Source organism: Acinetobacter sp. ANC 4654 (assembly GCF_002135425.1).
Classification (GTDB): Bacteria; Pseudomonadota; Gammaproteobacteria; order Pseudomonadales; family Moraxellaceae; genus Acinetobacter; species Acinetobacter kyonggiensis.
The window spans coordinates 82021-104568 of record NZ_NEGL01000007.1; the positions used below are offsets into that span (position 1 = coordinate 82021).

The 22548-nt window shown below is 39.6% G+C and carries 22 protein-coding genes; 8 read left to right on the plus strand and 14 right to left on the minus strand.

Annotated features, from left to right (window positions below; all coding sequences use genetic code 11):
- Positions 1 to 169 precede the first annotated feature (169 nt).
- Positions 170 to 775 carry a lipocalin family protein gene (locus B9T24_RS12015; RefSeq protein ID WP_086165991.1) on the minus strand — a complete coding sequence of 202 codons (606 nt, stop codon included), beginning with the start codon at positions 773 to 775 and terminating at the stop codon, positions 170 to 172.
- A gap of 388 nt (positions 776 to 1163) precedes the next feature.
- Positions 1164 to 3188, minus strand: a complete 2025-nt coding sequence (gene uvrB, locus B9T24_RS12020; RefSeq protein WP_086165992.1) for an excinuclease ABC subunit UvrB — start codon at positions 3186 to 3188, stop codon at positions 1164 to 1166.
- A 319-nt stretch (positions 3189 to 3507) separates the two neighbouring features.
- Here uvrB and B9T24_RS12025 point away from each other — a divergent pair, with 319 nt between their 5' ends.
- Together B9T24_RS12025 and B9T24_RS12030 are read left to right on the plus strand one after the other, a co-directional pair.
- Positions 3508 to 4296 (plus strand): hypothetical protein, encoded by a 789-nt coding sequence (locus B9T24_RS12025; RefSeq protein WP_086165993.1) that lies wholly within the window; start codon positions 3508 to 3510, stop codon positions 4294 to 4296.
- 190 nt (positions 4297 to 4486) lie between these two features.
- The gene (locus B9T24_RS12030) at positions 4487 to 5935 is read left to right on the plus strand and encodes a sensor domain-containing diguanylate cyclase (RefSeq protein WP_086165994.1); all 1449 of its coding nucleotides are present in this window, start codon (positions 4487 to 4489) and stop codon (positions 5933 to 5935) included.
- A 75-nt stretch (positions 5936 to 6010) separates the two neighbouring features.
- Here B9T24_RS12030 and B9T24_RS12035 read toward each other — a convergent pair whose 3' ends face one another.
- Entirely contained in the window at positions 6011 to 6190 is a 180-nt protein-coding gene (locus B9T24_RS12035; RefSeq protein ID WP_086165995.1) for a hypothetical protein, read from the minus strand.
- A 421-nt stretch (positions 6191 to 6611) separates the two neighbouring features.
- Here B9T24_RS12035 and B9T24_RS12040 point away from each other — a divergent pair, with 421 nt between their 5' ends.
- The 4 genes from B9T24_RS12040 to B9T24_RS12050 all read left to right on the plus strand — a co-directional run bounded on the left by B9T24_RS12040 (position 6612) and on the right by B9T24_RS12050 (position 10332).
- Positions 6612 to 7694: an OmpW/AlkL family protein gene (locus B9T24_RS12040; RefSeq protein ID WP_086165996.1), complete on the plus strand. Its 1083-nt coding sequence runs from the start codon at positions 6612 to 6614 to the stop codon at positions 7692 to 7694.
- Between the two features lie 155 nt (positions 7695 to 7849).
- The gene (locus B9T24_RS12045; protein WP_086165997.1) at positions 7850 to 9064 is read left to right on the plus strand and encodes an MFS transporter; all 1215 of its coding nucleotides are present in this window, start codon (positions 7850 to 7852) and stop codon (positions 9062 to 9064) included.
- Positions 9057 to 9191: a hypothetical protein gene (locus tag B9T24_RS17310; protein WP_265733463.1), complete on the plus strand. Its 135-nt coding sequence runs from the start codon at positions 9057 to 9059 to the stop codon at positions 9189 to 9191. Before B9T24_RS12045 ends, B9T24_RS17310 begins: the two co-directional genes overlap by 8 nt.
- A 184-nt stretch (positions 9192 to 9375) precedes the next feature.
- The gene (locus B9T24_RS12050) at positions 9376 to 10332 is read left to right on the plus strand and encodes a TauD/TfdA dioxygenase family protein (RefSeq protein ID WP_086165998.1); all 957 of its coding nucleotides are present in this window, start codon (positions 9376 to 9378) and stop codon (positions 10330 to 10332) included.
- A gap of 307 nt (positions 10333 to 10639) precedes the next feature.
- Here B9T24_RS12050 and B9T24_RS12055 read toward each other — a convergent pair whose 3' ends face one another.
- Together B9T24_RS12055 and B9T24_RS12060 are read right to left on the minus strand one after the other, a co-directional pair.
- On the minus strand, positions 10640 to 11653 hold the full coding sequence (locus B9T24_RS12055; RefSeq protein ID WP_086165999.1) for a 2-keto-3-deoxygluconate permease: 1014 nt from the start codon (positions 11651 to 11653) through the stop codon (positions 10640 to 10642).
- A 171-nt stretch (positions 11654 to 11824) separates the two neighbouring features.
- Positions 11825 to 13345, minus strand: a complete 1521-nt coding sequence (locus B9T24_RS12060; RefSeq protein WP_086166000.1) for a UxaA family hydrolase — start codon at positions 13343 to 13345, stop codon at positions 11825 to 11827.
- Positions 13346 to 13506: 161 nt separating this feature from the next.
- Here B9T24_RS12060 and B9T24_RS12065 point away from each other — a divergent pair, with 161 nt between their 5' ends.
- On the plus strand, positions 13507 to 14376 hold the full coding sequence (locus B9T24_RS12065) for a LysR substrate-binding domain-containing protein (RefSeq protein ID WP_086166001.1): 870 nt from the start codon (positions 13507 to 13509) through the stop codon (positions 14374 to 14376).
- Between the two features lie 75 nt (positions 14377 to 14451).
- On the opposite strand, the gene sthA is transcribed toward B9T24_RS12065, so the two are convergent.
- The gene (gene sthA / locus B9T24_RS12070) at positions 14452 to 15867 is read right to left on the minus strand and encodes a Si-specific NAD(P)(+) transhydrogenase (RefSeq protein WP_074946312.1); all 1416 of its coding nucleotides are present in this window, start codon (positions 15865 to 15867) and stop codon (positions 14452 to 14454) included.
- 207 nt (positions 15868 to 16074) lie between these two features.
- Here sthA and lipA point away from each other — a divergent pair, with 207 nt between their 5' ends.
- Complete coding sequence (gene lipA / locus B9T24_RS12075; protein ID WP_086166002.1) at positions 16075 to 17088, plus strand: lipoyl synthase; 1014 nt, start codon at positions 16075 to 16077, stop codon at positions 17086 to 17088.
- A 141-nt stretch (positions 17089 to 17229) separates the two neighbouring features.
- Here lipA and B9T24_RS12080 read toward each other — a convergent pair whose 3' ends face one another.
- Genes B9T24_RS12080 through lepB form a run of 8 tightly spaced genes read right to left on the minus strand, consistent with a single transcriptional unit; the run spans position 17230 to position 22527 of the window.
- On the minus strand, positions 17230 to 17883 hold the full coding sequence (locus B9T24_RS12080; protein WP_086166003.1) for a tRNA-(ms[2]io[6]A)-hydroxylase: 654 nt from the start codon (positions 17881 to 17883) through the stop codon (positions 17230 to 17232).
- 12 nt (positions 17884 to 17895) lie between these two features.
- On the minus strand, positions 17896 to 18621 hold the full coding sequence (gene pdxJ / locus B9T24_RS12085; protein ID WP_086166004.1) for a pyridoxine 5'-phosphate synthase: 726 nt from the start codon (positions 18619 to 18621) through the stop codon (positions 17896 to 17898).
- A 31-nt stretch (positions 18622 to 18652) separates the two neighbouring features.
- On the minus strand, positions 18653 to 19366 hold the full coding sequence (gene recO, locus B9T24_RS12090; RefSeq protein ID WP_213032952.1) for a DNA repair protein RecO: 714 nt from the start codon (positions 19364 to 19366) through the stop codon (positions 18653 to 18655).
- Positions 19367 to 19375: 9 nt separating this feature from the next.
- Positions 19376 to 19573, minus strand: a complete 198-nt coding sequence (locus B9T24_RS12095; RefSeq protein ID WP_074946321.1) for an NF038104 family lipoprotein — start codon at positions 19571 to 19573, stop codon at positions 19376 to 19378.
- Positions 19574 to 19605: 32 nt separating this feature from the next.
- Positions 19606 to 20634 carry a GTPase Era gene (gene era, locus B9T24_RS12100; RefSeq protein WP_004648389.1) on the minus strand — a complete coding sequence of 343 codons (1029 nt, stop codon included), beginning with the start codon at positions 20632 to 20634 and terminating at the stop codon, positions 19606 to 19608.
- Between the two features lie 5 nt (positions 20635 to 20639).
- Positions 20640 to 21332 (minus strand): ribonuclease III, encoded by a 693-nt coding sequence (gene rnc, locus B9T24_RS12105; protein WP_004648388.1) that lies wholly within the window; start codon positions 21330 to 21332, stop codon positions 20640 to 20642.
- On the minus strand, positions 21304 to 21678 hold the full coding sequence (locus B9T24_RS12110; RefSeq protein WP_086166006.1) for a DUF4845 domain-containing protein: 375 nt from the start codon (positions 21676 to 21678) through the stop codon (positions 21304 to 21306). Before B9T24_RS12110 ends, rnc begins: the two co-directional genes overlap by 29 nt.
- Positions 21679 to 21699: 21 nt before the next feature.
- Positions 21700 to 22527, minus strand: a complete 828-nt coding sequence (gene lepB / locus B9T24_RS12115) for a signal peptidase I (protein WP_086166007.1) — start codon at positions 22525 to 22527, stop codon at positions 21700 to 21702.
- Positions 22528 to 22548 lie beyond the last annotated feature (21 nt).

Genomic DNA, 22548 nt, shown 5'->3' on the forward strand with positions numbered 1-22548 from the left:
TTCAATTTGACTATTCAATAAAAAACCATGCCGAAACATGGTTTTTTATAAGATCACTTGCAGCACTCAAAAAAACCTGTACATGGTTTCTTTTTTAAAATAAGCGTGGTTTTATTTAGGCTTTACAAATTACATCTACTGATTCACAAACAACTGATGCAAAAGCCTCTTAATTTAATATTTTAAGAGTATTGTGCGTTTGCTTGGTATGAATAAGATCAGTCAAGTTATAGCCGACTGATTTTGCATATTCTAAATATTCATTGACCACCGCTTGATCTGGCTGTGCTGAACGTGACAATACCCACATATATTTACGCCGTGGTTCACCAACCAGTACCGTTTGATAATCATCATCTATTTTCAAAATCCAATAATCACCGCGCGCTACAGATAACCAGCGAATTGCTTCAGGTAAAAAACTAACTTTTAACTTGGTATTAAAAGGCGCATTTTGCACGAAGGCTTCGCCAATCGACTGCTGTAACTGCCCATCTTTACTCAAACAACGGTTGTTTACGATGACATTACCATTTTCATTTAAGGTATAGGTCGCTGTAACATCACGATTGCACTTATTTTCAAAGTACATCGGCTTACGTGCAATTTCATACCAAACCCCTAGATATCGGTCTAACTGAACTTTGTCTACAGTTTGCAATGGTTTGGTCTGTGCATATGCCAGTGTTGCAGCACCCAGACCAATCAACACAACCCCACCCACTGCAATTTTGGCAAGTGTAAAACCTGCCTTTGGAAGATTTTTAGCAACCATAAAAAATACCTGATTAAGAAAATCATATTAGGGTCTGTTGACATTTCAACCATGTATTGCGTTATTCGCTAAAACAACGCAAACAAGGCATGAAATGCAGACAATGGTAATCCCTTGTCAAATTTCATAACGAAGTTTGGAGCAGTTTTAGTGATAACCCTACGGGACAGGGACATTTTTGCCGCTACTGCGCTATATTTTTCTCATTTAGAATGACTAAACTTCGCAAAACAAGCCTTGCATCGTCTAAAAATGTCCTCTGTCGCAAGCATCTGTGAAATATCAACAGCCCCTTATTAATGATGAATATCCATTAAAATAACGAGTATTTTTCAGCCACACTGTAGCGTTATGTAATGATTCTTGAAGATAAAATCTTGATTTCAACCTAGGTCAGCATTTGGGCTTTCAAACGCACAATTTCATCACGCAATCGTGCTGCTTGCTCAAACTGTAATTCTTTCGATGCTTTTAACATCTCTTTTTCCAGTTTAGACATGTGTTTTGCCAGCAATTTAGGATCGGCCAAAATATGCCGTTCATCGGCACTTAAAGCACGGGCTTGATCAGAAACTTTGCCATCAATTTGATCATCTGTTAGTACCTCACCCGTATCAATGTCTTTTTTATTTTGACGTTTAGTACTGCGTGGGGTAATACCATGAATTCGATTAAATTCAATTTGTTTAGCACGACGACGATCTGTTTCATCAATCGCTTTTTGCATGGAGTCAGTTATTCGATCACCATACAAAATCGCCTTCCCTTTCACATTACGCGCAGCACGACCAATGGTTTGAATGAGTGAACGCTCCGAACGCAAAAAGCCTTCTTTATCTGCATCTAAAATAGCCACTAACGATACTTCTGGCATATCTAGACCTTCTCGCAATAAGTTAATCCCCACCAAAACATCATGCACACCAGAGCGTAATTCATGAATAATCTTCACACGCTCAACCGTATCAATATCTGAGTGCAAATAAGCGACTTTTACCCCATATTCTTTTAAATAAGAGGTTAAATCTTCTGCCATACGTTTGGTCAAGGTCGTGACTAAAACACGTTCATCTAAATCTTTACGCAGGTTGATTTCTGAAAGTACATCATCGACTTGCGTCAGTACTGGACGAACTTCAATTTCAGGATCAATCAAACCTGTAGGACGAACCACTTGCTCTGCAATTTGCTCTGATTTTTCCAACTCATATTTTGCAGGTGTTGCACTAACATAAATGGTCGTTGGAATAATGCGCTCCCACTCTTCAAATTGCATTGGACGGTTATCCAAGGCACTGGGCAGACGAAAACCATAATTGACCAAATTTTCTTTACGCGAACGGTCACCTTTATACATGGCACCAATTTGCGGAACCGTAACATGTGATTCATCAATAATCAGTAAAGCATCGTCAGGAAGATAATCAAATAAAGTCGGCGGTGCTTCACCCGATGGACGACCCGATAAATGACGGGAATAGTTTTCAATCCCATTGGTATAGCCTAACTGCTGCATCATTTCTAAATCATAACGGGTACGTTGTTCGATACGTTGCGCTTCAAGCAATTTGTCGTGTTGTTTAAAAAATGCCAATCGCTCTTTCAGTTCCTCACGAATGGTGCCAATCGCACGGTGTAAATTATCTTTCGGTGTGACATAGTGACTTTTTGGATAAATTGTCACCCGTGGCGCTTTACGCACCAGTTTTCCAGTCAACGGATCAAACCAACGAATCGACTCCACTTCATCATCAAACAGTTCGATACGAATGGCATTTTGATCTGATTCGGCAGGAAAAATATCAATAATTTCGCCACGAATACGATACGTACCGCGTAAGAATTCCAGTTCATTGCGAGTATATTGCATCTCGACCAAACGACGAATAATGTCGTCACGGCTAATTCGATCACCCTGTACGATATGCAACAACATACTCATATAGGCATTGGGATCACCCAAACCATAAATAGCAGAAACGGATGCCACAATAATGGCATCACGACGTTCTAATAAAGTCCGCGTTGCTGAAAGGCGCATTTGATCGATGTGATCATTAATTGCAGAATCTTTTTCAATAAAGGTATCGGACGATGGGACATAGGCTTCAGGCTGATAGTAGTCATAATAACTAACAAAATATTCAACCGCATTATTGGGGAAAAAGGACTTAAATTCGCCATAAAGCTGCGCAGCCAAGGTTTTATTATGCGCCATCACAATCGTTGGGCGTTGTAATTGGGAAATCACATTGGCCATGGTATAGGTTTTCCCCGACCCCGTTACCCCTAATAACAACTGATCGTGATAGCCTTTTTCAATGCCACTGACTAACTTTTCAATGGCTTGTGGCTGATCCCCAGCGGGTTGATAGCTGGTCACTAATTCAAAAGGTTGCTGACTATCCTGCATAGTATCCATCTTCAACGACATAACGTTGATAGTATGAGGGCTAAAAATCTACATGCAACATCAGTCGCCTTATATTTCTCGACTTAACCCATTCAACAAAGCCATGAGAACGGATTCAAGTTGATATTGCAGTTAACCATTTGTATGCAACCCAGATAAATTCAATTGAAATATTAGCTCTATTTTTAGTGCAAAATCAGACGTGTATCGCCCTAAATACGCTATCGTTTATGCTAATGTTAAAAATGCTGATCTTTCGCTTGACCATCTGTCATTTCAATTGCAACATGAAGAAAGACCATCACGATTGCATCCGCCTATGTCATATCTCTATCACGATGAAAATATTATAAAAAGCTTACCTGAGGACACTGTGTTTGTTTTCGGCAGCAATATGGCAGGAAACCATGCAGATGGTGCAGCACATACGGCTCTGGTGCACTTTGGTGCCATGCAAGGCGTGGGTCGAGGTTGGTCAGGTCAAAGCTATGCTATTCCGACCATGAATGAACATTTACAGCAAATGCCACTGTCACAGATTCAGCACTATGTTGATGATTTTAAGATTTACACTAAAAATCATCCCAAAATGACCTATTTCATTACCTCGATTGGTTGTGGCATTGCGGGTTATAAAACTGAAGAAATTGCACCAATGTTTAAAGGCATTTCACATAATGTCATTTTCCCAAGCTCCTTCCGTCCTTTTGTAGAAAGAGCACTGCCAAAACTGACACGCCATTTTTTAAGAACGGTATTTACCGATGCTGTGATTTTTTCAACGGCTGATGAAGATGTGATCAATCAACTCGATTTATCAGAAAGCGAAAAAAGTGCAGCAAGAATTATTTTACATACTCAAATGTATCCAACGGACAGTAATGGACGTGATCGCATTTTTGAAATTTCAGATATTTTGCACACCTTAAACGGTCAAATTTTCGAATGGCAAAGTAAATCTGAAGGTGCAATGTTATTTGGTGGGGTGATTTTAGCTTTATTGGAACTTTACAACATCAACGAAAAAGATTTTATTGATGTTTGGCAAGGTGAACGAGAAATCCCAGCACCCAAAGCTGAAAATAAAGCACGGAAACAAAGTCGCTAAATAATCGCGGCATAACATCAAGCGATATGAGCCAATGTTTACATTGGCTTTTTTTATTGATTTTTAAGATTCAATGACCAACACATCAATTGTTAAAAATTACATTTTAATTATCACATTCTTTTAAAAAAATATTTTTTTCGTTTTATACTCAACGCCTAAATTGATCTAAAAATGATGAGCTCCTTCAATGGAAATATTGGATTCGCCTTTTTTTGAACTATCACCAATTGCAATGTGGCTTGAAGACTATAGCGACATAAAAAAACAATTTAATATTTGGCGTGAACAGGGTGTCCAAGATCTTTTCAGTTTTTTACAAGAAGATGAATCTCGTATTCTTGACTGTGCAAGAAAAATTAAATTATTAAAAGTAAACTCCAAGACACTTGAACTCTATCAAGCCAAAGACTTTGAACATTTATCCCAAAATCTTAGTTTGGTGTTTAAAGGTGACATGACCAAAAGCCATATCAAAGAACTGATGGCTTTGTGGAATGGTGAAACGCATTTTTCCAATTCTGCGGTGAACTATACCCTAACGGGTGAACGTCTTGATATTCAGCTCAAAGGGATCGTACTCCCAGGGCATGAACATGATTTATCGTTATTATTGATTACCACTGAAGATATCACGCCCTACACTGAAGCCTGTCGTCTTGAAGAAAAAAGCCGCCATTTGGCAGAAGCACGCTTCATGTATTCACCGACCTCGCTCTGGGTAGAAGATTTTAGTCGTATCAAAACAAAATTAGATGAACTGCGCGCTTTAGGAATTGAAGACTTTAAGACTTTTTTAGATGTACATAATGATTTTATCAATGAATGTATTAAAGATATTGTCATTATTGATGTCAATCAAGCGACACTCGATCTATTTGGCGCGCCAAATAAAGATACTTTATATAAAAACATACACAAAGTTTTTGCTCAAGAAATGATTAAAACCTTTCGAGAACAATTAATTGAGCTTTGGAATGGTAACATTCATCATCATCGGGAAGCCATCAATTACGCACTTGATGGCAGTATCCGTCATGTGTTGCTGCAATTTACTGTATTTCCAGATTATCTGGATGACTGGGGAATGGTTCAAGTTGCACTTACCGATATTACTTCTCGAAAAAAAGCTGAAAACTATCTTGAATATTTAGGTAAGCACGATGTGCTGACCAAGCTCTATAACCGCTCTTTTTACACAACGGAAATAAACCGCTTAGAGCGCAATATGCTCCGCCCTGTGTCCTGCATTTTCATGGATATGAATGGACTAAAGGAACTTAATGACAGTTTAGGACATGATGTTGGGGATAGTTTATTACAACGTATGGGCAATATCTTAAACCAACTGGTTCAGCAAACACTTTATTCTGCATGTCGTATTGGTGGAGATGAGTTTGTGGTTCTTTTGCCTGGTGCCGATGAAGCTGCACTCCAAAATTGTTTGCAAAGTCTGCAAGAACTGTTATTTGTCGATAATCAATTTTACTCCCATCAACCACTTAGCTTATCTACGGGCTATGCGACCAACAAAAATGGGGAACGCGTTGAAGACATGCTAAAACGTGCTGATATGATCATGTATCAAGAAAAAAGAAATTATTATCTCAACAACGACCAAAGCACAAACCATTCATAATATTTTAAAATTCAGGTCACATCGAAACACTCAAAGAAAAAGCCATGGTCACACCATGGCTTTTTCTTTGAAAGCTTAACGCTTTCCCATCGAACGGCGTGTACCGCGAGGTGGCATCCATGTACGATCCGCATAACGTTTCGGACGGGGACGTACTTCATCTAACACTTCATCAAGATTTTGCTCATTTTCTTTTTTAACAGGAAAAGGCAAATTGACCAATGGTTTTTTCTTGGGAGTATTTTGGGTGCTCATGTGATTCACTCAATAATTTATGAGCCGTATTGTACGGAAAAATGCCTTCAAGTGCGAGATCGGATTGTCAAATTGTTTAGACCTAGCTTTACTCTAAAGTCCAACATGGCTGAATTATTGGTTTAATCGGATTTTCTGACCTTGTGATAACAACCTATATCAGCCCTCAAAATACGTTAAAAATATATAAATAAAACAATCATTATTTCAACATTAAACCTATGGCAATTTAACCAAAAATTAAAAATATGCAGTTACATAAAATTATTATTTTCTATGCTATTGAAACAAATAATCTATTTTTTTACATGAACACAACTATATTTATATTCTTCAATAACTGTTCACTTTTTTTCCGTTCATATAATCGTAAAAATCAAAGAAAAAACTTATAAACACAAAATGGACATGGAGTCCCTGAATGAAAAAATCGTTACTTTATATTATGTCGTCTCTTGCATCCTTACCTGTAATTAGTCATGCCGATTCCCCTTATTTTAGCTTAAAAGATGGTGATGGCTTTAAACGCTTTTCAGTTTCTGTAGGTGCGCTACATGTTATGCCGCAAGGTAAAGCTCAAGCCTTCCAAGTGAATACCGCCGTTAAGAATGGTGAAGTGTCCCAAAATGGGGACATTCAAGTTGATACCGTATTAAACAATCTAAATCCAAATGTTGACCAAGCAGGACTTGCAGCCGCCTTAAAATTTTTGGGATTTTTTACGGGTGGCAATTTAACCGCAGAACTGAGTGGCTCTTCTAAAATTAGTGGTTTAGCAAGTTGGGAAGCTCAAGGAACAGGACTTGAAGCAGATGAGGTTACGACATTGGGCATGATGACCAATTACTTCTTTAGCGATCATGTTTCATTTGAAATTAAAGCAGGCATTCCACCAAAAGTTGACTTACAAGGGAAAGGAAAAATTTATGCTCCTTTTTCAGCAGTTGCCACGCCACAAATTGGCAAGCTTCCTCTAGAGTTTCTGAATATTGATCTTAAAAATAATATTTTTATTACCGATTTAGAAGCACATGGCCCTGCTGCTTCCGCACGCGCTTGGACACCTGCCTTTGAACTCCAATATCACTTTGGTAAAACGGGTGTAAATAAATTCCGTCCTTATGTGGGCTTAGGCGTCATATATGCATACTTCAATGCGCTGGAAATTAACCCACAAATAGAACAAGACTTAATTGCGGCGGGTCACATGATTGCCAATATTAAAGAAGGCAATGCTGGAGCGTCCTTAGAAGGGAAAAAGAGCACAGCCAATCCTCAAGTTGACCTAGAAACAACCGATGTGATCGCCCCTATCGCCACTGTTGGTTTTACTTATGACTTTAATGATAAATGGTTTGCAGTTGGTTCAGTGTCGTATGCACACATGAAAAATGAAACTACAATTACGGTCACAGATGCAACCCATGGTGAGTTAATTCGATCTCAAGCCGATATTGAAATTAACCCATTATTGGTTTATGCAGGCGTTGGTATTCGCTTCTAAGTTTTTATTGATTAAAAGACGATTTCAAGTCGTCTTTCTTATCTGGCTCAAACTTTTTATAACTTAATTTTATCGTTTGTTTAAATTTTATTTAATCGCTTCCCTATTCATAATCTAATAACATAGCGACACTAGATTTACATCATGGATGAATTATGTCAGATACCCGTTTTTCCAAACCTCTCATTTACATGTTAATTGGAAGCGCGCTCATTCTGGCGTTATCACTGGGTGTACGTCATGCCTTTGGTCTATATTTGGTTCCAATGAGTCATGAATTTGGTTGGGGGCATAATGTCTTTAGTCTTGCCATTGCCATGCAGAACTTAGTTTGGGGCGCTGTACAACCCATCACAGGGGCATTTGCTGACAAATATGGCAGTAAAATTGTCGTTGCTGTGGGCGGTGCTTTATATAGTTTAGGCTTATTGCTGATGGCCTTCAGCTCCACAGGCTTACTGTTAAATTTAAGTGTCGGTTTAATTCTAGGGTTAGCGTTATCTGCAACCTCATTTCCTGTTTTACTTTCAGCCGTTGGACGTGCAGCCCACCCAGATAAACGTAGCCTTGCCATGGGTATTGCCAGTGCGGCAGGCTCTTTTGGGCAATTTATTATGCTGCCTTCTACCTTACTGCTGTTACAAAATATTGGTTGGTCAGCAGCCTTAGTGGTCAGTTCAATTTTAATTGCCTTGATTATCCCATTGGCATGGATGTTAAAAGCACCAATGTATGTTGCTCCGCATACCTCGGCTCAAATTAATAAAGCCAGTTTAAGCTTTAAACAGATCTTGGTTATTGTCAAAAACCATCAGCCATTTTGGTTCTTGGCATTAGGCTTTTTTGTTTGTGGTTTCCAAGTGGTTTTCATTGGCATACATTTACCCGGTTATTTAATTGATCATGGTTTTAATGCAACCACAGGTACTATTTTTTTGGCCTTGGTCGGTTTGTTTAATATTGTCGGGACATATAGTGCGGGTTGGCTCGGTGGAAAATACTCCAAGCCACATCTACTCATGTGGTTATATGGTCTCCGTGGCATTACCATTATTACGTTTCTACTGTTGCCTTTGAGCGCTTGGACAGTTTATGCTTTTGGTATCATCATGGGCTTATTATGGTTGTCTACAGTACCGCTGACCAATGGCATTGTGGCCAATATGTTTGGGGTTAAATACCTCTCCATGCTCAGTGGTCTAATCTTTTTTACTCATCAAATCGGTTCATTTTTTGGTGGTTGGCTAGGTGGTATCAATCATGATATGACTGGCAACTATAATGCGGTTTGGATGTTTTCAATCGCGTTGAGTTTACTGGGTGTACTGGTACATTTCTTTGTCAATGAAGAGGCCGTGATTCATGACTGATTCTCTATTTGGTTTAAAAAGCATCATTGCGCTAGCAGTTATTGGATTACTTAGCCTTGCCATTCTGTTGTGGTTCAAAACGCCGCAACTCTTTGTCTATTTCAATCAAGCTTTTTGCCCACATTAATGCGTCAAAATCAGCAGCTAAAACAGCAAAAAAATGACTTTATTTTGCTGTTTATATTAAAAGTCTTAAAATCATTTATTTAGATATTTTATTTATTATTTCATAAGCTTAGCAATTTTTTTGATTTTATGTTTGCGTCATTTTTGATTAAATTTTTTTCACAGTAAAATAACTTGAGAAAAAAATGACCAGCCTGACCCAACTATCACAAGCCATTCATGATGCTCCTCGCTGGCATCAGGCAGAACAACTTCAAAATCCAGAAGAAATCACGATTATCCCTCTCCACGATAAAGCATTAGGTGCAGTGGTTTTCGGCTTAGATGCGCGTAAAGCTCAAGCAGGTGAAACGATTCATCGACTAAAACAAGCTCTTGCTGAGCATTTAATCTTAATTTTTAAAAAGCAAAGCTTAGATGATTTTCAATACTTAGCCTTTGCCAGTTATTTTGGCTCTATTTTTCGCCCAAGTGCAGATAATCCTGTACTGGCAACACAGTCTGATACAGGCACCCCACCCGATGTAATTCCTGTATCGAATGCGGTTGGCCAAGGCGATTACACGGGACATGGTGAACTTTCACCGCATGCAGATCACCAATGGACACCGCAACCCTCTTTCGGCTCGTTACTCTACGCGATAGAACTTCCCGAAGATGGTGGACAAACCGCATGGTTCAATACCATTAAAGCTTATGACGCTTTAGACAAGAATACTCAAAACCAGATTGATCAATTACAACTGATTACTTACAACCCTTTTACCCGCTCACAAAACAATAAAGGTACGGGTGGTTATGGCGACACACCTTATTATCGTTTTAAAAATCAACCGATTATTGGACATGCTTATCCACATCCCTTAGTGCGCACTCACCCTGAATCTGGGCGTAAAGCACTTTGGCTCAATACGCGCTCAGAAGTAGAATTAGTCAATTATGAAGATCAGGCTGGCAATGCTTTAATTCAAAAGCTACGTGAACACTTACTCAAACCTGAGTTTCGTTATGAACATCAATGGGAGGAAGGTGATATCGTGTTTTGGGATAACCAAGTCACCCTTCATTCACGACGACCATTCCCTTCAGATCAGCGTCGTTTATTAAAACGCATTAGTTTGGCTGGTGGACGACCTTTCTAAGCCTTTTCCTTTCATTACAGAATGGGTATCTTGGGAAAAATAAAAAGAACTTAACCTCAAGATGCCCTGATCTGATGATAAACAAAGCCAATGTTATAACTCACCTCAGGATAAGTTAATTTTTATAATTCATAAAAAACCCCGCAAGCATTTACTTACGGGTTTTCAATTTAAGACTTAAATTAAACTTAGAATAAACGGTTCATCGCATTTAATACCGTAGTACGATAAACTTTTATCTAAGCAACCAACTGAAATTAACGCTTCAGAAATATCTTCTAGATCGTCTTATCAATCAATAAGAAGACTATGTTTCGCTAACTTCAGGACAGTCCACCTGAAGGACTTTTTTAGCCCTAAAATGATCAACTTTATGAGCAAATTTTTTCGCCCATATAGACGTTAAAATAGGCACCATAATGGCTGAAATAACGACGCAGGTCGCAATTAATATTGTTGCTGCAGGTGCTACTGCTTCAAATTGTGGAGCCACCTGAGCAATCAACATAGGAGTTGCCGCTGCAGAGCCTGCGGTACTTGAGGCAGCTATTCCCGCAGTTCCATTACCTTTGGCCAGAAATATATCTGCTGGAATAAGGAAAATAGCCGAAACCAATACCACAGTTACCCCAAGAATAATGCCCGGTAATCCTGTTTCTAAAATTAAACTGAAATTAATACTGTTCCCTAAGGCAAAACCAAAAAATGGAATCATAACTTTAGCGGCTGGGGCAAAGAAATCCCTCATTTTTTCATCTAGATTTCCTAAAAGGAAGCCGAATAGAAATGGTAATACCACGCCGACCAGTGCAGCAGGATGAAAAGAAGCCACTCCAGCGGAACCTAGAATTAACATGGTAAATAAAGGCCCGGATTCAATTCCGATTAATGCGCCCGCAGCGGCTTCTTCTTTTGTTCCGTACTGAGAAGTCAGTGAAGAATAAAGACCAGCATTGGTCATATCAAATGCAACAACAATGGCAAGAATTGAAAAGCCAGCAAACAGAGGCATGCTCAACATTTCATTGGGTTGCATCAAGGAACCTAAAATGAGTGCCAAAATCCATGCGACCAGTAATTTCGCACCAATCACTGCACCTGCTTTTCTAACGACAGTACCAGTTGCACGGACATTGATAGAGGCACCCAGACAAAACGTCCAAACGCCTAAAATTGGTACTGCACCTGTAATAATACCCTTGGTAAATGAGCCGAAATACTCCGCAGTATCTGGAGCAAAGGTATGAATTGTTGCGCCTAATAAAAGTGGAATCAACATCATTCCACCGGGAACTTTATCTATAAATTTTTTTATTTCCATTTCTTAAAACTCCCTCAAATTTCCATTCTGAATAGTTATGGCTTTCATCTAGAAATAATAATCCGAATATATTTCAGACAATCTAATCTATCTCTGTTCACTTTTAAGCAGATCGATAAATATGACTGTAGTGCAGATCAAAACCATAATTCTTATTGATCAATTTTCGTTTTACATTTGCGCACCAATCATCCATGGTACAAATTCTTCACCGCCAATCCCCAGTGCTTCGCTCTTACTTTGTTCACCCGATGCAACACGGATCAACATTTCAAAGATTTCTTGCCCTTTTTCCGCTACGCTGGACGTGCCTTCCATGATATTTCCACAGTTAATATCCATATCATCTAGCATGCGGTCATACATGGCCGTATTGGTCGCAATTTTGATCGAAGGTGATGGTTTAGCCCCAAAACATGAACCACGCCCTGTGGTAAAAGCCACCAGATTTGCTCCCCCTGCAATTTGACCCGTCGCACCCATCGGGTCATAACCCGGTGCATCCATAAACACTAGACCGTGGGTATCAATCGTTTCTGCATAACGGTATACGCCTTTTAATGGCGTTGAACCGCTTTTGGCTACAGCACCCAGAGATTTTTCCAGAATCGTGGTTAATCCACCTGCCTTGTTACCCGGTGTAGGATTATTATCAATACTGCCCTTTTCACGGTCGGCATAGGCTTCCCAAGAATGAATCAAATCGACCAGTTTATGTCCAATTTCAGTACTGACCGCGCGACGGGTCAATAAATGTTCTGCTCCGTAAATTTCGGGTGTTTCAGATAAAATTGCAGTCCCCCCATGAGCGACCAAATGATCTACTGCCACACCCAACGCAGGGTTGGCAGTAATACCTGAATAACCGTCAGAACCACCACACTGTAAAGCTACACACAAATGCGACAAAGGCAGTGGCTCACGACTGATCTGGTTTGCTTCAGGCAAAATTTCGTCTACCAGTGCAATGGCTTTATCAATTGTTTTTTGCGTACCACCTTCTTCCTGCATCACCAGTGATTGAATCTTGCTGGCATATTCAGCGTTTTTAGATTGAAGTAATGGTTTCAATTGATTCGCTTCACACCCTAGACCGACAATAATAACTGCAGCAAAATTAGGATGCTCCATATAGCCTGCAATGGTGCGACGTAACTGCTTAAGCCCTTCGCCATGATGGTCAATACAGCAGCCAAAACTATGAGAAAGTGCCACGACCCCATCTACATTTGGATATTTGTCCATCATTTCAGGACGATCAAAATATTGAGCAACTTTTTTAACCACTGTGGCTGAACAGTTCACCGTACTAATGACGCCGACATAATTTCGTGTCGCCACACGGCCATCCGCACGTTTTATGCCTAAAAAAGTACGCGACTGAGGTGCTGCAATCACCGGAATTACATTTTCACCAAAGGCATAATCACGGTCAAAATCGGCCATCGCCAGATTGTGTACATGCACATGCTCTCCCGCTTTAATATCCTGAGTCGCAAAGCCAATAATCTGTCCATAACGCAAAATGGCATCGCCCTGAAAAATATTTTCTAATGCAACTTTATGCGCGGCTGGAATTTCTTCCAATGTGACCGTCTGTTCGGAAACGATAGACTGTGGAGCTAAATGGATTTTTGCAATTGCAATATTATCATTGGGATGTAATTGAAGAATATGAGATAGATTCGTCATTGTGTGCTTCCTTTCTGAATGCTGACTGTTTGACATAAATTCCATGCCTTTCGCTGGCGTGATCAAACATCAAATGCCTGATTGATTTTCATCATAGTCTTTTTATTTTTGACAATCTGTGATATTTACTACACACATTGTTGAATCAGATTGGACAATCTATGTCTGCAAGAATACCTCCTCTGCATCTTATTTATGCTTTTGAAGCTGTAGTCAGGCATTCCTCTTTTTCCAAAGCTGCCGATGAACTCAATGTCACCAGAAGTACTATTTCACACAGAATTAAAACGCTAGAAAAACTCCTCAATACTATTTTATTCGAACGCACCACACGTAAGCTGAATTTAAGTGCTACAGGTGCTTCCTATTATTTGGCAGTTAAAGAAGCCCTGCTTTCTTTAGACAATCTGAACAAAATTAATTCTCATAACCGATACAAAAAAACCATTACCATTTCTTCACCACCCACCTTTGCCAACATCTATTTGCTACCACGATTAAAAGATTTTCTGGATCAACATCCGGATATTGAGATTGCGATTGAAATCGCAAAATCACAGCTCGACTATGAAATCAGCAAAGTTGATTTCGATATTCGATATGGCAGCGGTGTATATCTGGGTATGCAAAGCCGCCAGATCAGCAGAGATACCATCTTTCCAGTGGCTTCGCCCTACTATGTCAAAAGCAAAAATATTCGCCAGCCTCGAGATCTGGAAAACTGTGATTTTCTGAGGAGTTATTTGGAACCTTGGTCATCTTGGTTTACTCAAGCCCATCTGGACTGGAAAGAGCCAACTCAAGGCCATCGTTTTGAAGATTTATCATTACTTTATCATGCCGCTCAAAACAGCTGGGGGGTCGCATTAGCACGAGAATCTTTGGTAAAAAAGCAAATTAATCAAGGGACGCTGGTTCAACTGTTTGACATTACCGCCAAACCCCATTTTCAATATTATGCAATTATCGATCCTCGAAAAAATTTGTCTGACGAAGCAGTAATGTTTATTGAATGGCTATGTCGAACTTGATCTTTTATACAGGCTGACAATAAAAAACCCGCAAGCATTCACTTACGGGTTTTCAATTTAAGACTTAAATCAGACTTAGAACAAACGGTTCATACCATTTAAAGTTGCGACACGGTACGCTTCTGCCATCGTTGGATAATTGAACGTGGTTTCAACAAAATATTTAATTGTGTTGTTACCACTATTCATCACTGCTTGACCAATGTGAATAATCTCTGAAGCATTGTTCCCAAAGCAATGCACGCCTAGAATTTCCAAAGTGTCACGGTTGAATAAAATTTTCAATTCACCGACAGTATCACCCGTAATTTGTGCACGTGCCAAATGACGAAAAGATGCTTGACCGACTTCATAAGGAATTTTTTCTTCAGTCAATTGTTGTTCAGTTTTACCAATAGAAGAAATTTCTGGAATGGTATAGATACCCGTCGGAATATCTGTTACAGGTTTAACGCCTTCTTCACCACTCATATTTGCACCAGCGCAACGACCTTGGTCATAAGCAGCAGAAGCAAGCGATGGCCAACCAATTACGTCACCCGCAGCGTAAATATTTTCCACTTCAGTTTGGTATTGATCATTCACCGTAATTTGACCACGGCTGTTTGGCGTAATACCAACATTTTCCAGCCCCAAACCATCGGTATTACCCGAACGACCGTTACACCATAAAATGGCATCGGCTTTAATTTTTTTACCACTTTGTAAATACATGACCACATGATCATCAAATGTTTCAAGGTGATCAATTTGTTCGTTGTGACGAATCAACACCCCTTGTTCACGTAAACGGTAAGACAAGGCATCTGAAATTTCATCATCAAGATAACTTAACAATTTAGGTTGAGTGTTGATCAAATCGACTTTATGATCCAGTCCGATAAAGATCGATGCATATTCACAACCAATAACACCTGCACCATAAATGATGATTTTTTGAATTGGAAAATCCAAGTCCAAAATTTTGTCCGAATCAAATACACGTGGATGATTAAAATCAAGTACAGATGGACGATATGGACGCGAACCTGTCGCAATCACCAACTGTTTAAAAATAATGGTTTCTTTAATCCCATCATCACTAAAAATTAGTACTGTGTTTTTATCTTGGATGTATGCACGGCCATGATAAATATTAATTTTATTTCGGTCATAAAAACGTGAGTGTGTATCAACCTGTTGTTGAATCACTTTATGTGCATTGCGTAATACTTGCTTCATGGTGAACTGTTTCCAGTCGCCCACTTTTTGGAACATTGGATCACGTTGGTAACGGATAATGCTCGATACTGTTTGACGCAATGCTTTACTTGGAATAGTACCCACATGCGTACAGTTACCACCTAACTGCTCACGCATATCAATAATTGCAACACGCTTGCCTGATTTAGCAAGTTTCATTGCCGCGCCTTCACCAGCAGGGCCTGAACCGAGAACTACCGCATCGTATTTAACGAAAGTTCCGCTAACGACCTCTTTTTTACGTGGCATTCAACGCTCCTTTAATCAATTCTGTCGCCAATCTTCTGTATATTATGACTTAAACACAGCTCATTTGGTGTATTTACCTAGCATATATTGCATGATAACCACATTTATTAAATGAATACCGTTTTCACCCTATTTAGACTCAAATTCGCTATAATAAAAGTGCTTTTTTTAGTATCTCCCCCGTCTAAAACAGTGGAAAAGTTGACTATGTCTGAAAACCGTAAACCTGAACAGGGTGTTAAGCTTCGTGGCGCAGAAAAGGTCGCTCGTATACCTGTAAAAGTTATACCTACGGTTGAAACGCCACGTAAACCGGATTGGATTCGCGTCAAAATGGCGGCTCCAGATGAAGTTCAACGTATTAAAACCACTTTACGCGCACAAAAATTACATACCGTTTGTGAAGAAGCGGCTTGTCCGAACTTACCTGAGTGTTTCGGTGGTGGTACAGCAACCTTCATGATAATGGGTGATATCTGTACCCGTCGTTGCCCATTCTGTGACGTTGCACATGGTCGTCCAAACAAGTTAGACCCTGATGAACCGCGTCATATGGCTGAAACCATTGCCAATCTTAAATTAAAATATGCAGTCATTACCTCGGTAGACCGTGATGATTTACTCGATGGCGGTGCACAACATTTTGTCGATTGTATTCAAGAAGCACGTGCTCTCAGCCCAACAACCTTATTAGAAATTTTAGTGCCAGATTTCCGTGGTCGTATGGATATTGCACTGCGTATTATGACTGAATGTCCGCCAGACGTATTCAACCACAATATTGAAACTGTGCCACGTTTGTATAAAGCAATGCGTCCAGGTTCGGATTACCAACATTCCCTGACCTTACTGAAAATGTTTAAAGAATACTGCCCTGATGTTCCAACAAAATGTGGTTTGATGGTTGGTCTAGGTGAAACTGAAGAAGAAGTTCTGGCACTGCTCGATGACCTTCGCGCACATGATGTCGACTACATCACCATCGGTCAGTATTTACAACCGTCTAAACAGCATGCACCGCTTGACCGTTTTGTAACCCCTGAAGAATTTGAACGCTATACCGCACACGGTCAAAAACTCGGTTTCAAAAATATTTGGGCTGCACCTATGGTTCGTTCAAGTTACTTTGCTGATCGTCAATATTATGGCGAACCCGTTCCAGCGGTACGTCGTAAAGCTGATCCTGCGAAAAAAATTGCCGTACAAACCATCGAAGCTTAATTCATAACAAATTAAAAAATAAGCGGATCTACCAATGCCAATCTAATCCATTTAGGTTGGCATTTTTATTCTTAAATATTCAAAATACAGGTCATAAAAAAATCCCCTATGCAAATAGAGGATTTTTTGAACAACCATAGATTAAGCCGCTTGACTCGGCACACCACTATGGAAGCGGAATAAATCATCTGGACTTAAAATCAGATTTTTTTCAACTTCACGAAAGTGTGCAATACGCTGCTGAATATCCTCTTTAGGATTTTTTAACTTTGACGTTTGAGCAACATCCAATGCCAATGCCAAATAATCCTCAAAGTGACGAGATTCAGACTTGAGAAGATAGCGGTAATATTTACCTAAGTCTTGATCTACCAGCGGTGCGAGCGCATAGAAACGCTCGCATGAGCGTGCTTCCACAAAAGCGCCAATAATCATAATGTCAATTAAAGCTTCAGGCTCATAAGTACGGACTTCTTTACGTAGCCCACCCGCATAACGACCTGCACTAATCGATTGCCATTCCTGCCCACGCTTGGTCATCAATTCAAGCACTTGCTCATAATGCAACATTTCTTCACGCACGAGCTGTGCCAATTTAACCTGTAAATCTGTAAAAAACGTGTAGCGAAACATCAGGTTCATGGCAGTACCTGCTGCTTTCTTTTCACAATTGGCATGATCTTGCATGAGTAACTCTAAGTTATTCAGCGCCTCATCGAGCCATACTTTGGGTGTTTCACACCCCAAAAAGCCCAAAACTGGCTTCATGAGATCATCATAATTTATTAACGACATAATTCTAAAAACTTATCTTGCTGCTTTAATGACAGCTTTCATTTGTTGAACTGCTTGTGCTAAACCCACAAATACAGCGTCGGCAATAATAGAATGACCAATATTGAGTTCATGAATTTGCGGAATTTGTGCAATAGGCGTGACATTTTCAAGGTTTAAACCATGACCTGCATTCACCACCAAACCTTTGGCTGCTGCATATTCTGCACCTTGAACAATACGCTCAAGTTCATGTTGCTGTGCTTCAGCTGTTGTTGCATCGGCATAAGCACCTGTATGCAATTCAATGGTTGGTGCACCGCAAGCAATCGCCGCATCAATTTGCGCAATATCCGCATCAATAAACAAAGATACATCACAACCAATTGCCGTTAAGGCTTGTGTCGCTGCTTTGACTTCTTCAAAGTGCCCCAACACATCCAAACCGCCTTCTGTGGTGACTTCTTGGCGTTTTTCTGGAACCAAGCAAACATGTTGCGGTTTAATTTCTTTGGCAAATTCCACCATTTCAGCGGTCACAGCCATTTCCAGATTCATATGTGTTTTCAATAATGGACGCATACGACGGACATCATCATCTTGAATATGACGACGGTCTTCACGTAAATGTAAGGTAATTCCTTCTGCGCCTGCTTGTTCACACATCAACGCAGCATTCACTGGGTCTGGATAAGTGGTTCCGCGCGCTTGTCGCAATGTCGCCACATGGTCAATATTTACACCAAGCAATGCAGCCATAACAGTTACCTAACGATGATTAAAATTGAGATTAAGATTGGGATTGAGTATTTTGAATCCACAATTGCCGGCTTTTAAGCGGTCGATCACCCAAAAGAGAGGTGATCATCTGCCGATACAGTTGAGCCAACAATTGTAACTGCTCTCGGTTAAAATCCCTACCCTTTTCATAATCACGCATTGAGAGAATTTGCTCCCCCGTTAAGGTTGCACGTGATTGCTGCGTTGTCGGAATAAAACCATCATTGAGCTGAAATAAATAATGTTGTGCTGCTTGAATATCATGTTGCTGAGCATCAGTCGTAAAGTCGAGCGCATAACCCAGCTCTTCTAAAAGCGCATGTTCAAACTGACGTAAAATTTGTCTGAGAAAAAGATTGGGATTTTCATGCTGTGCCAGCAATTGTAATTGTTGTAAAGTTTGATGATAAAGCACAAAGGTCTGCGGCATTTCTACTTCGGCTGGACATAAACGAAGAACGACTTCATTCAAATAAAATCCAGAAAAAAACGCATCACCAAAGAAAAAAACGGGCTGATTGACAATTTCAAGTTTGGTAAAATTTTTAAGATCCGACTTACCCGATGCCTGCAAACAAATCGGTTGATATTGTGGCGGTGGGGTTTGTCTTAAAATACCATCGACACGCCCATGCTCTTGGGTAAACAAATGCACAATATGGCTTCGTTCTCGATATTTACGATGATGGATTAAATAGCCATGCAATATTTCATTGCGCATCAATAATAAAATCTAATCTTTTTTCTTTTTAGAGTCTGTATCGGTATCTTCGTCATCACCATCTGGAATGACAGCACCCACAACAGCAGCAGTGCCTTTCACCACCCCCTTCGTGGTTTTATAAGCAATTTTTACAGGAACAGTAACAAGTTTATGAATACAGCCTTGCAGAAATAAAACACATGCTATAACTGCCAATACTTTCATCATTACTCTTCCTATAAAAAATTACCGAATAAAATTTAGATATCGCTATAACCTAAACTTTTCAATGCACGTTCGTCATCAGACCAACCGCCTTTCACTTTTACCCAAAGTGTCAGCATGATCTTTTGTTCAAACATTTTTTCCATATCAGCACGCGCATCCATACCGATTTTTTTCAGCTTCGCGCCTTTTTCACCAATCACAATGGCCTTTTGACCTTGGCGATCCACAAAAATAGTCGCATCGATATAAGTACATGCTGCTTTTGGACGACCTGTTTTTTCATTAATCGTGGCTTCTTCAGTCTTGAATGACTCAATTTGCACGGTTAAATCATACGGCAATTCCTCACCCAATTGACGCATGATTTTTTCACGAATCACTTCAGAAGCAAGGAAACGCTCTGAACGGTCAGTAATTTGATCTAGCGCATATAAAGGTGGCTGGAACGGCAAGTAACGCTCAATTGTGTCACGTAAATGATCTAAATTTGCACCACGAAGTGCAGAAACAGGAACAATTTCGGCAAAATTCATTAATTTTGCGCGCTCTTGAATCAACGGTAATGCATGGTTTTTATTTTCAAGTGTATCAATTTTATTGATGACCAGAATTACTGGCATTTCAGCATTCTTCAGTTTTTCCAAAACGAGTTCATCATTTTGAGTCCATTTATCAGCATCCAGAACAAACAATACCAAGTTGACATCACGCAATGCCGAACTTGCTGCACGGTTCATCATTTTATTGATAGCACGGACTTCTTTTTTATGCATCCCTGGTGTATCAACAAATACAGCCTGAGATTTTTCACGTGTATCAATCCCCACAATTTTATGACGTGTGGTTTGTGGTTTACGTGAAGTAATCGAAAGTTTCTGACCCAAAATATGATTCATCAACGTTGATTTACCAACGTTTGGTCGTCCAACAATGGCAACAAATCCACTTTTAAAATCTGTCGGAATCGTTGTGCCTTGTGAACTAAAAAAATCATTAATTAGGTCATTGCCGTTGCTTTGCGGCTCGTGATCAGCATCGTTGTGATCAGAATGTGTAGTCATTTAAGCTACTGCTCCAATTGTTTTAAAATATCTGCCGCTACTGCTTGTTCAGCAAAGCGACGACTTGATCCTTCACCATACAATACAGGTAAGCCATCAATAATACATTCCACTTTGAAATGCTGATTGGGAGCATCACCTTGAATATCAACAACATCGTAAACAGGAAGTGGCTTTTTACGTGCTTGCAAATATTCTTGTAAGCGTGATTTAGGATCTTTGAGTTGATCTGTAGGCTCAATATGGTCTAAATATGGTACATACCATTTTAGTACAATCGCTTGCAGGACTTTTAAATCATTACAATCGACATAAATTGCACCAATAATCGCTTCTACAGTATCAGCAAGAATAGATTCTCGATGATGTCCACCCGATTTCAACTCACCTGTGCTTAAGATCAAACATGGGCCAAGTTTCAAATCGTTTGCAATTTTACCTAATGCTTCTTGGCGAACCAATGTGGCACGCATACGCGTTAAACGTCCTTCATTTTCATGAGGGTAGGCTTGATACAAATAATGGGCAATGATCATTCCCAACAATGAATCACCTAAAAACTCTAGACGTTCATAGTTAGATTTATGACTAACCGATCGATGTGTCAGTGCAAGCTGCAATAATTCAGGTTGTTTGAACTGATAACCGATACGGCTGACTAAGTGCATATCACTTAGTTTGGACTGACCTTTGATCAAAACTTTTCTCGAACTTTAACACTAAATCTATATTGAGTAAGAAAGGCTTTCTTATCTCATAATCTTTTTTCACTTGTAGCCCATCAGTATTCATGACTTGTGCAATATCTTTAAACTTGATATCACGTATCCCATTCATATCTAAACGCTGCGCTATCTTGGATTCAAATTCAGAAGGTGAAATATCTTTTGGACTACTTTGCAGCAACTCTGTAATCTGACCATCTATAACTCGATCATCCCAATAGGGTGCCCAAACAGCAATCACAATTTTTGCTAAAAAAGCAAAACCAATAATTGCTATTAAAACTCCAATATATGATGCACCTTGTTGATTTTTATGCATTTGTTGTTTTTCCAATCATGCTCAATCAATTTTACCGTTACGACCAAATGACGGCAATTTAAACCCAGGCTCTTTATGCATCCAAATATAGAATGCACGACCTGTTAAGTTTTCCTCTGGTACAAAGCCCCAAAAACGACTGTCAGCACTTTGATCACGATTATCCCCCATCGCAAAGTAATGACCTTTTGGAACTTTGACTTCCCAATATAAACCATTTTCAGCCGAGTATTTACCATTTTCAAGATAATTGATAAATGGCGCTTGGCGTGCAACATTCACACCCTCAAGCTCACGCATTGTAAAGGTATGCTTACCCAGTGTTTCTTTATGATAAATCGATGTTGGTGTATCTAAAATATCTTTTTCGCGGCTAAACTCAACAGGAACTTTAGCAACTTTCTGACCATTAATGGTGAGCTGACCGTGATCATAAACAATATGATCCCCTGGTAAACCCACTACACGCTTAATGTAGCTAATAGTCGGTTGCGGTGGATAACGAAATACAATGACATCCCCGCGCTCTGGCTCGCTGACATCAATCACTTTCTTATTCACGATTGGTAAACGCACACCATATTGGTATTTATTGACCAAAATAAAATCACCCGTTTCTAAGGTCGGTACCATAGAGTCGGATGGGATGTTAAACGGTTCATATAAAAATGAACGTAAGATCAGGACAACAGCCAACACCGGCCAAAAGTCATACGCCCATGTGATAATGAAGTTTTCATTACCCTTGCCTAGAGTTTGTCTTTGCTTAAAAACAAACTTATCCAACAACCACACCAAAAAGAAAATTAATGTCGCTGGTACAAGGATTAAATTAAAATCAAAATCCATGGGTTTATATCCTCAACCTTA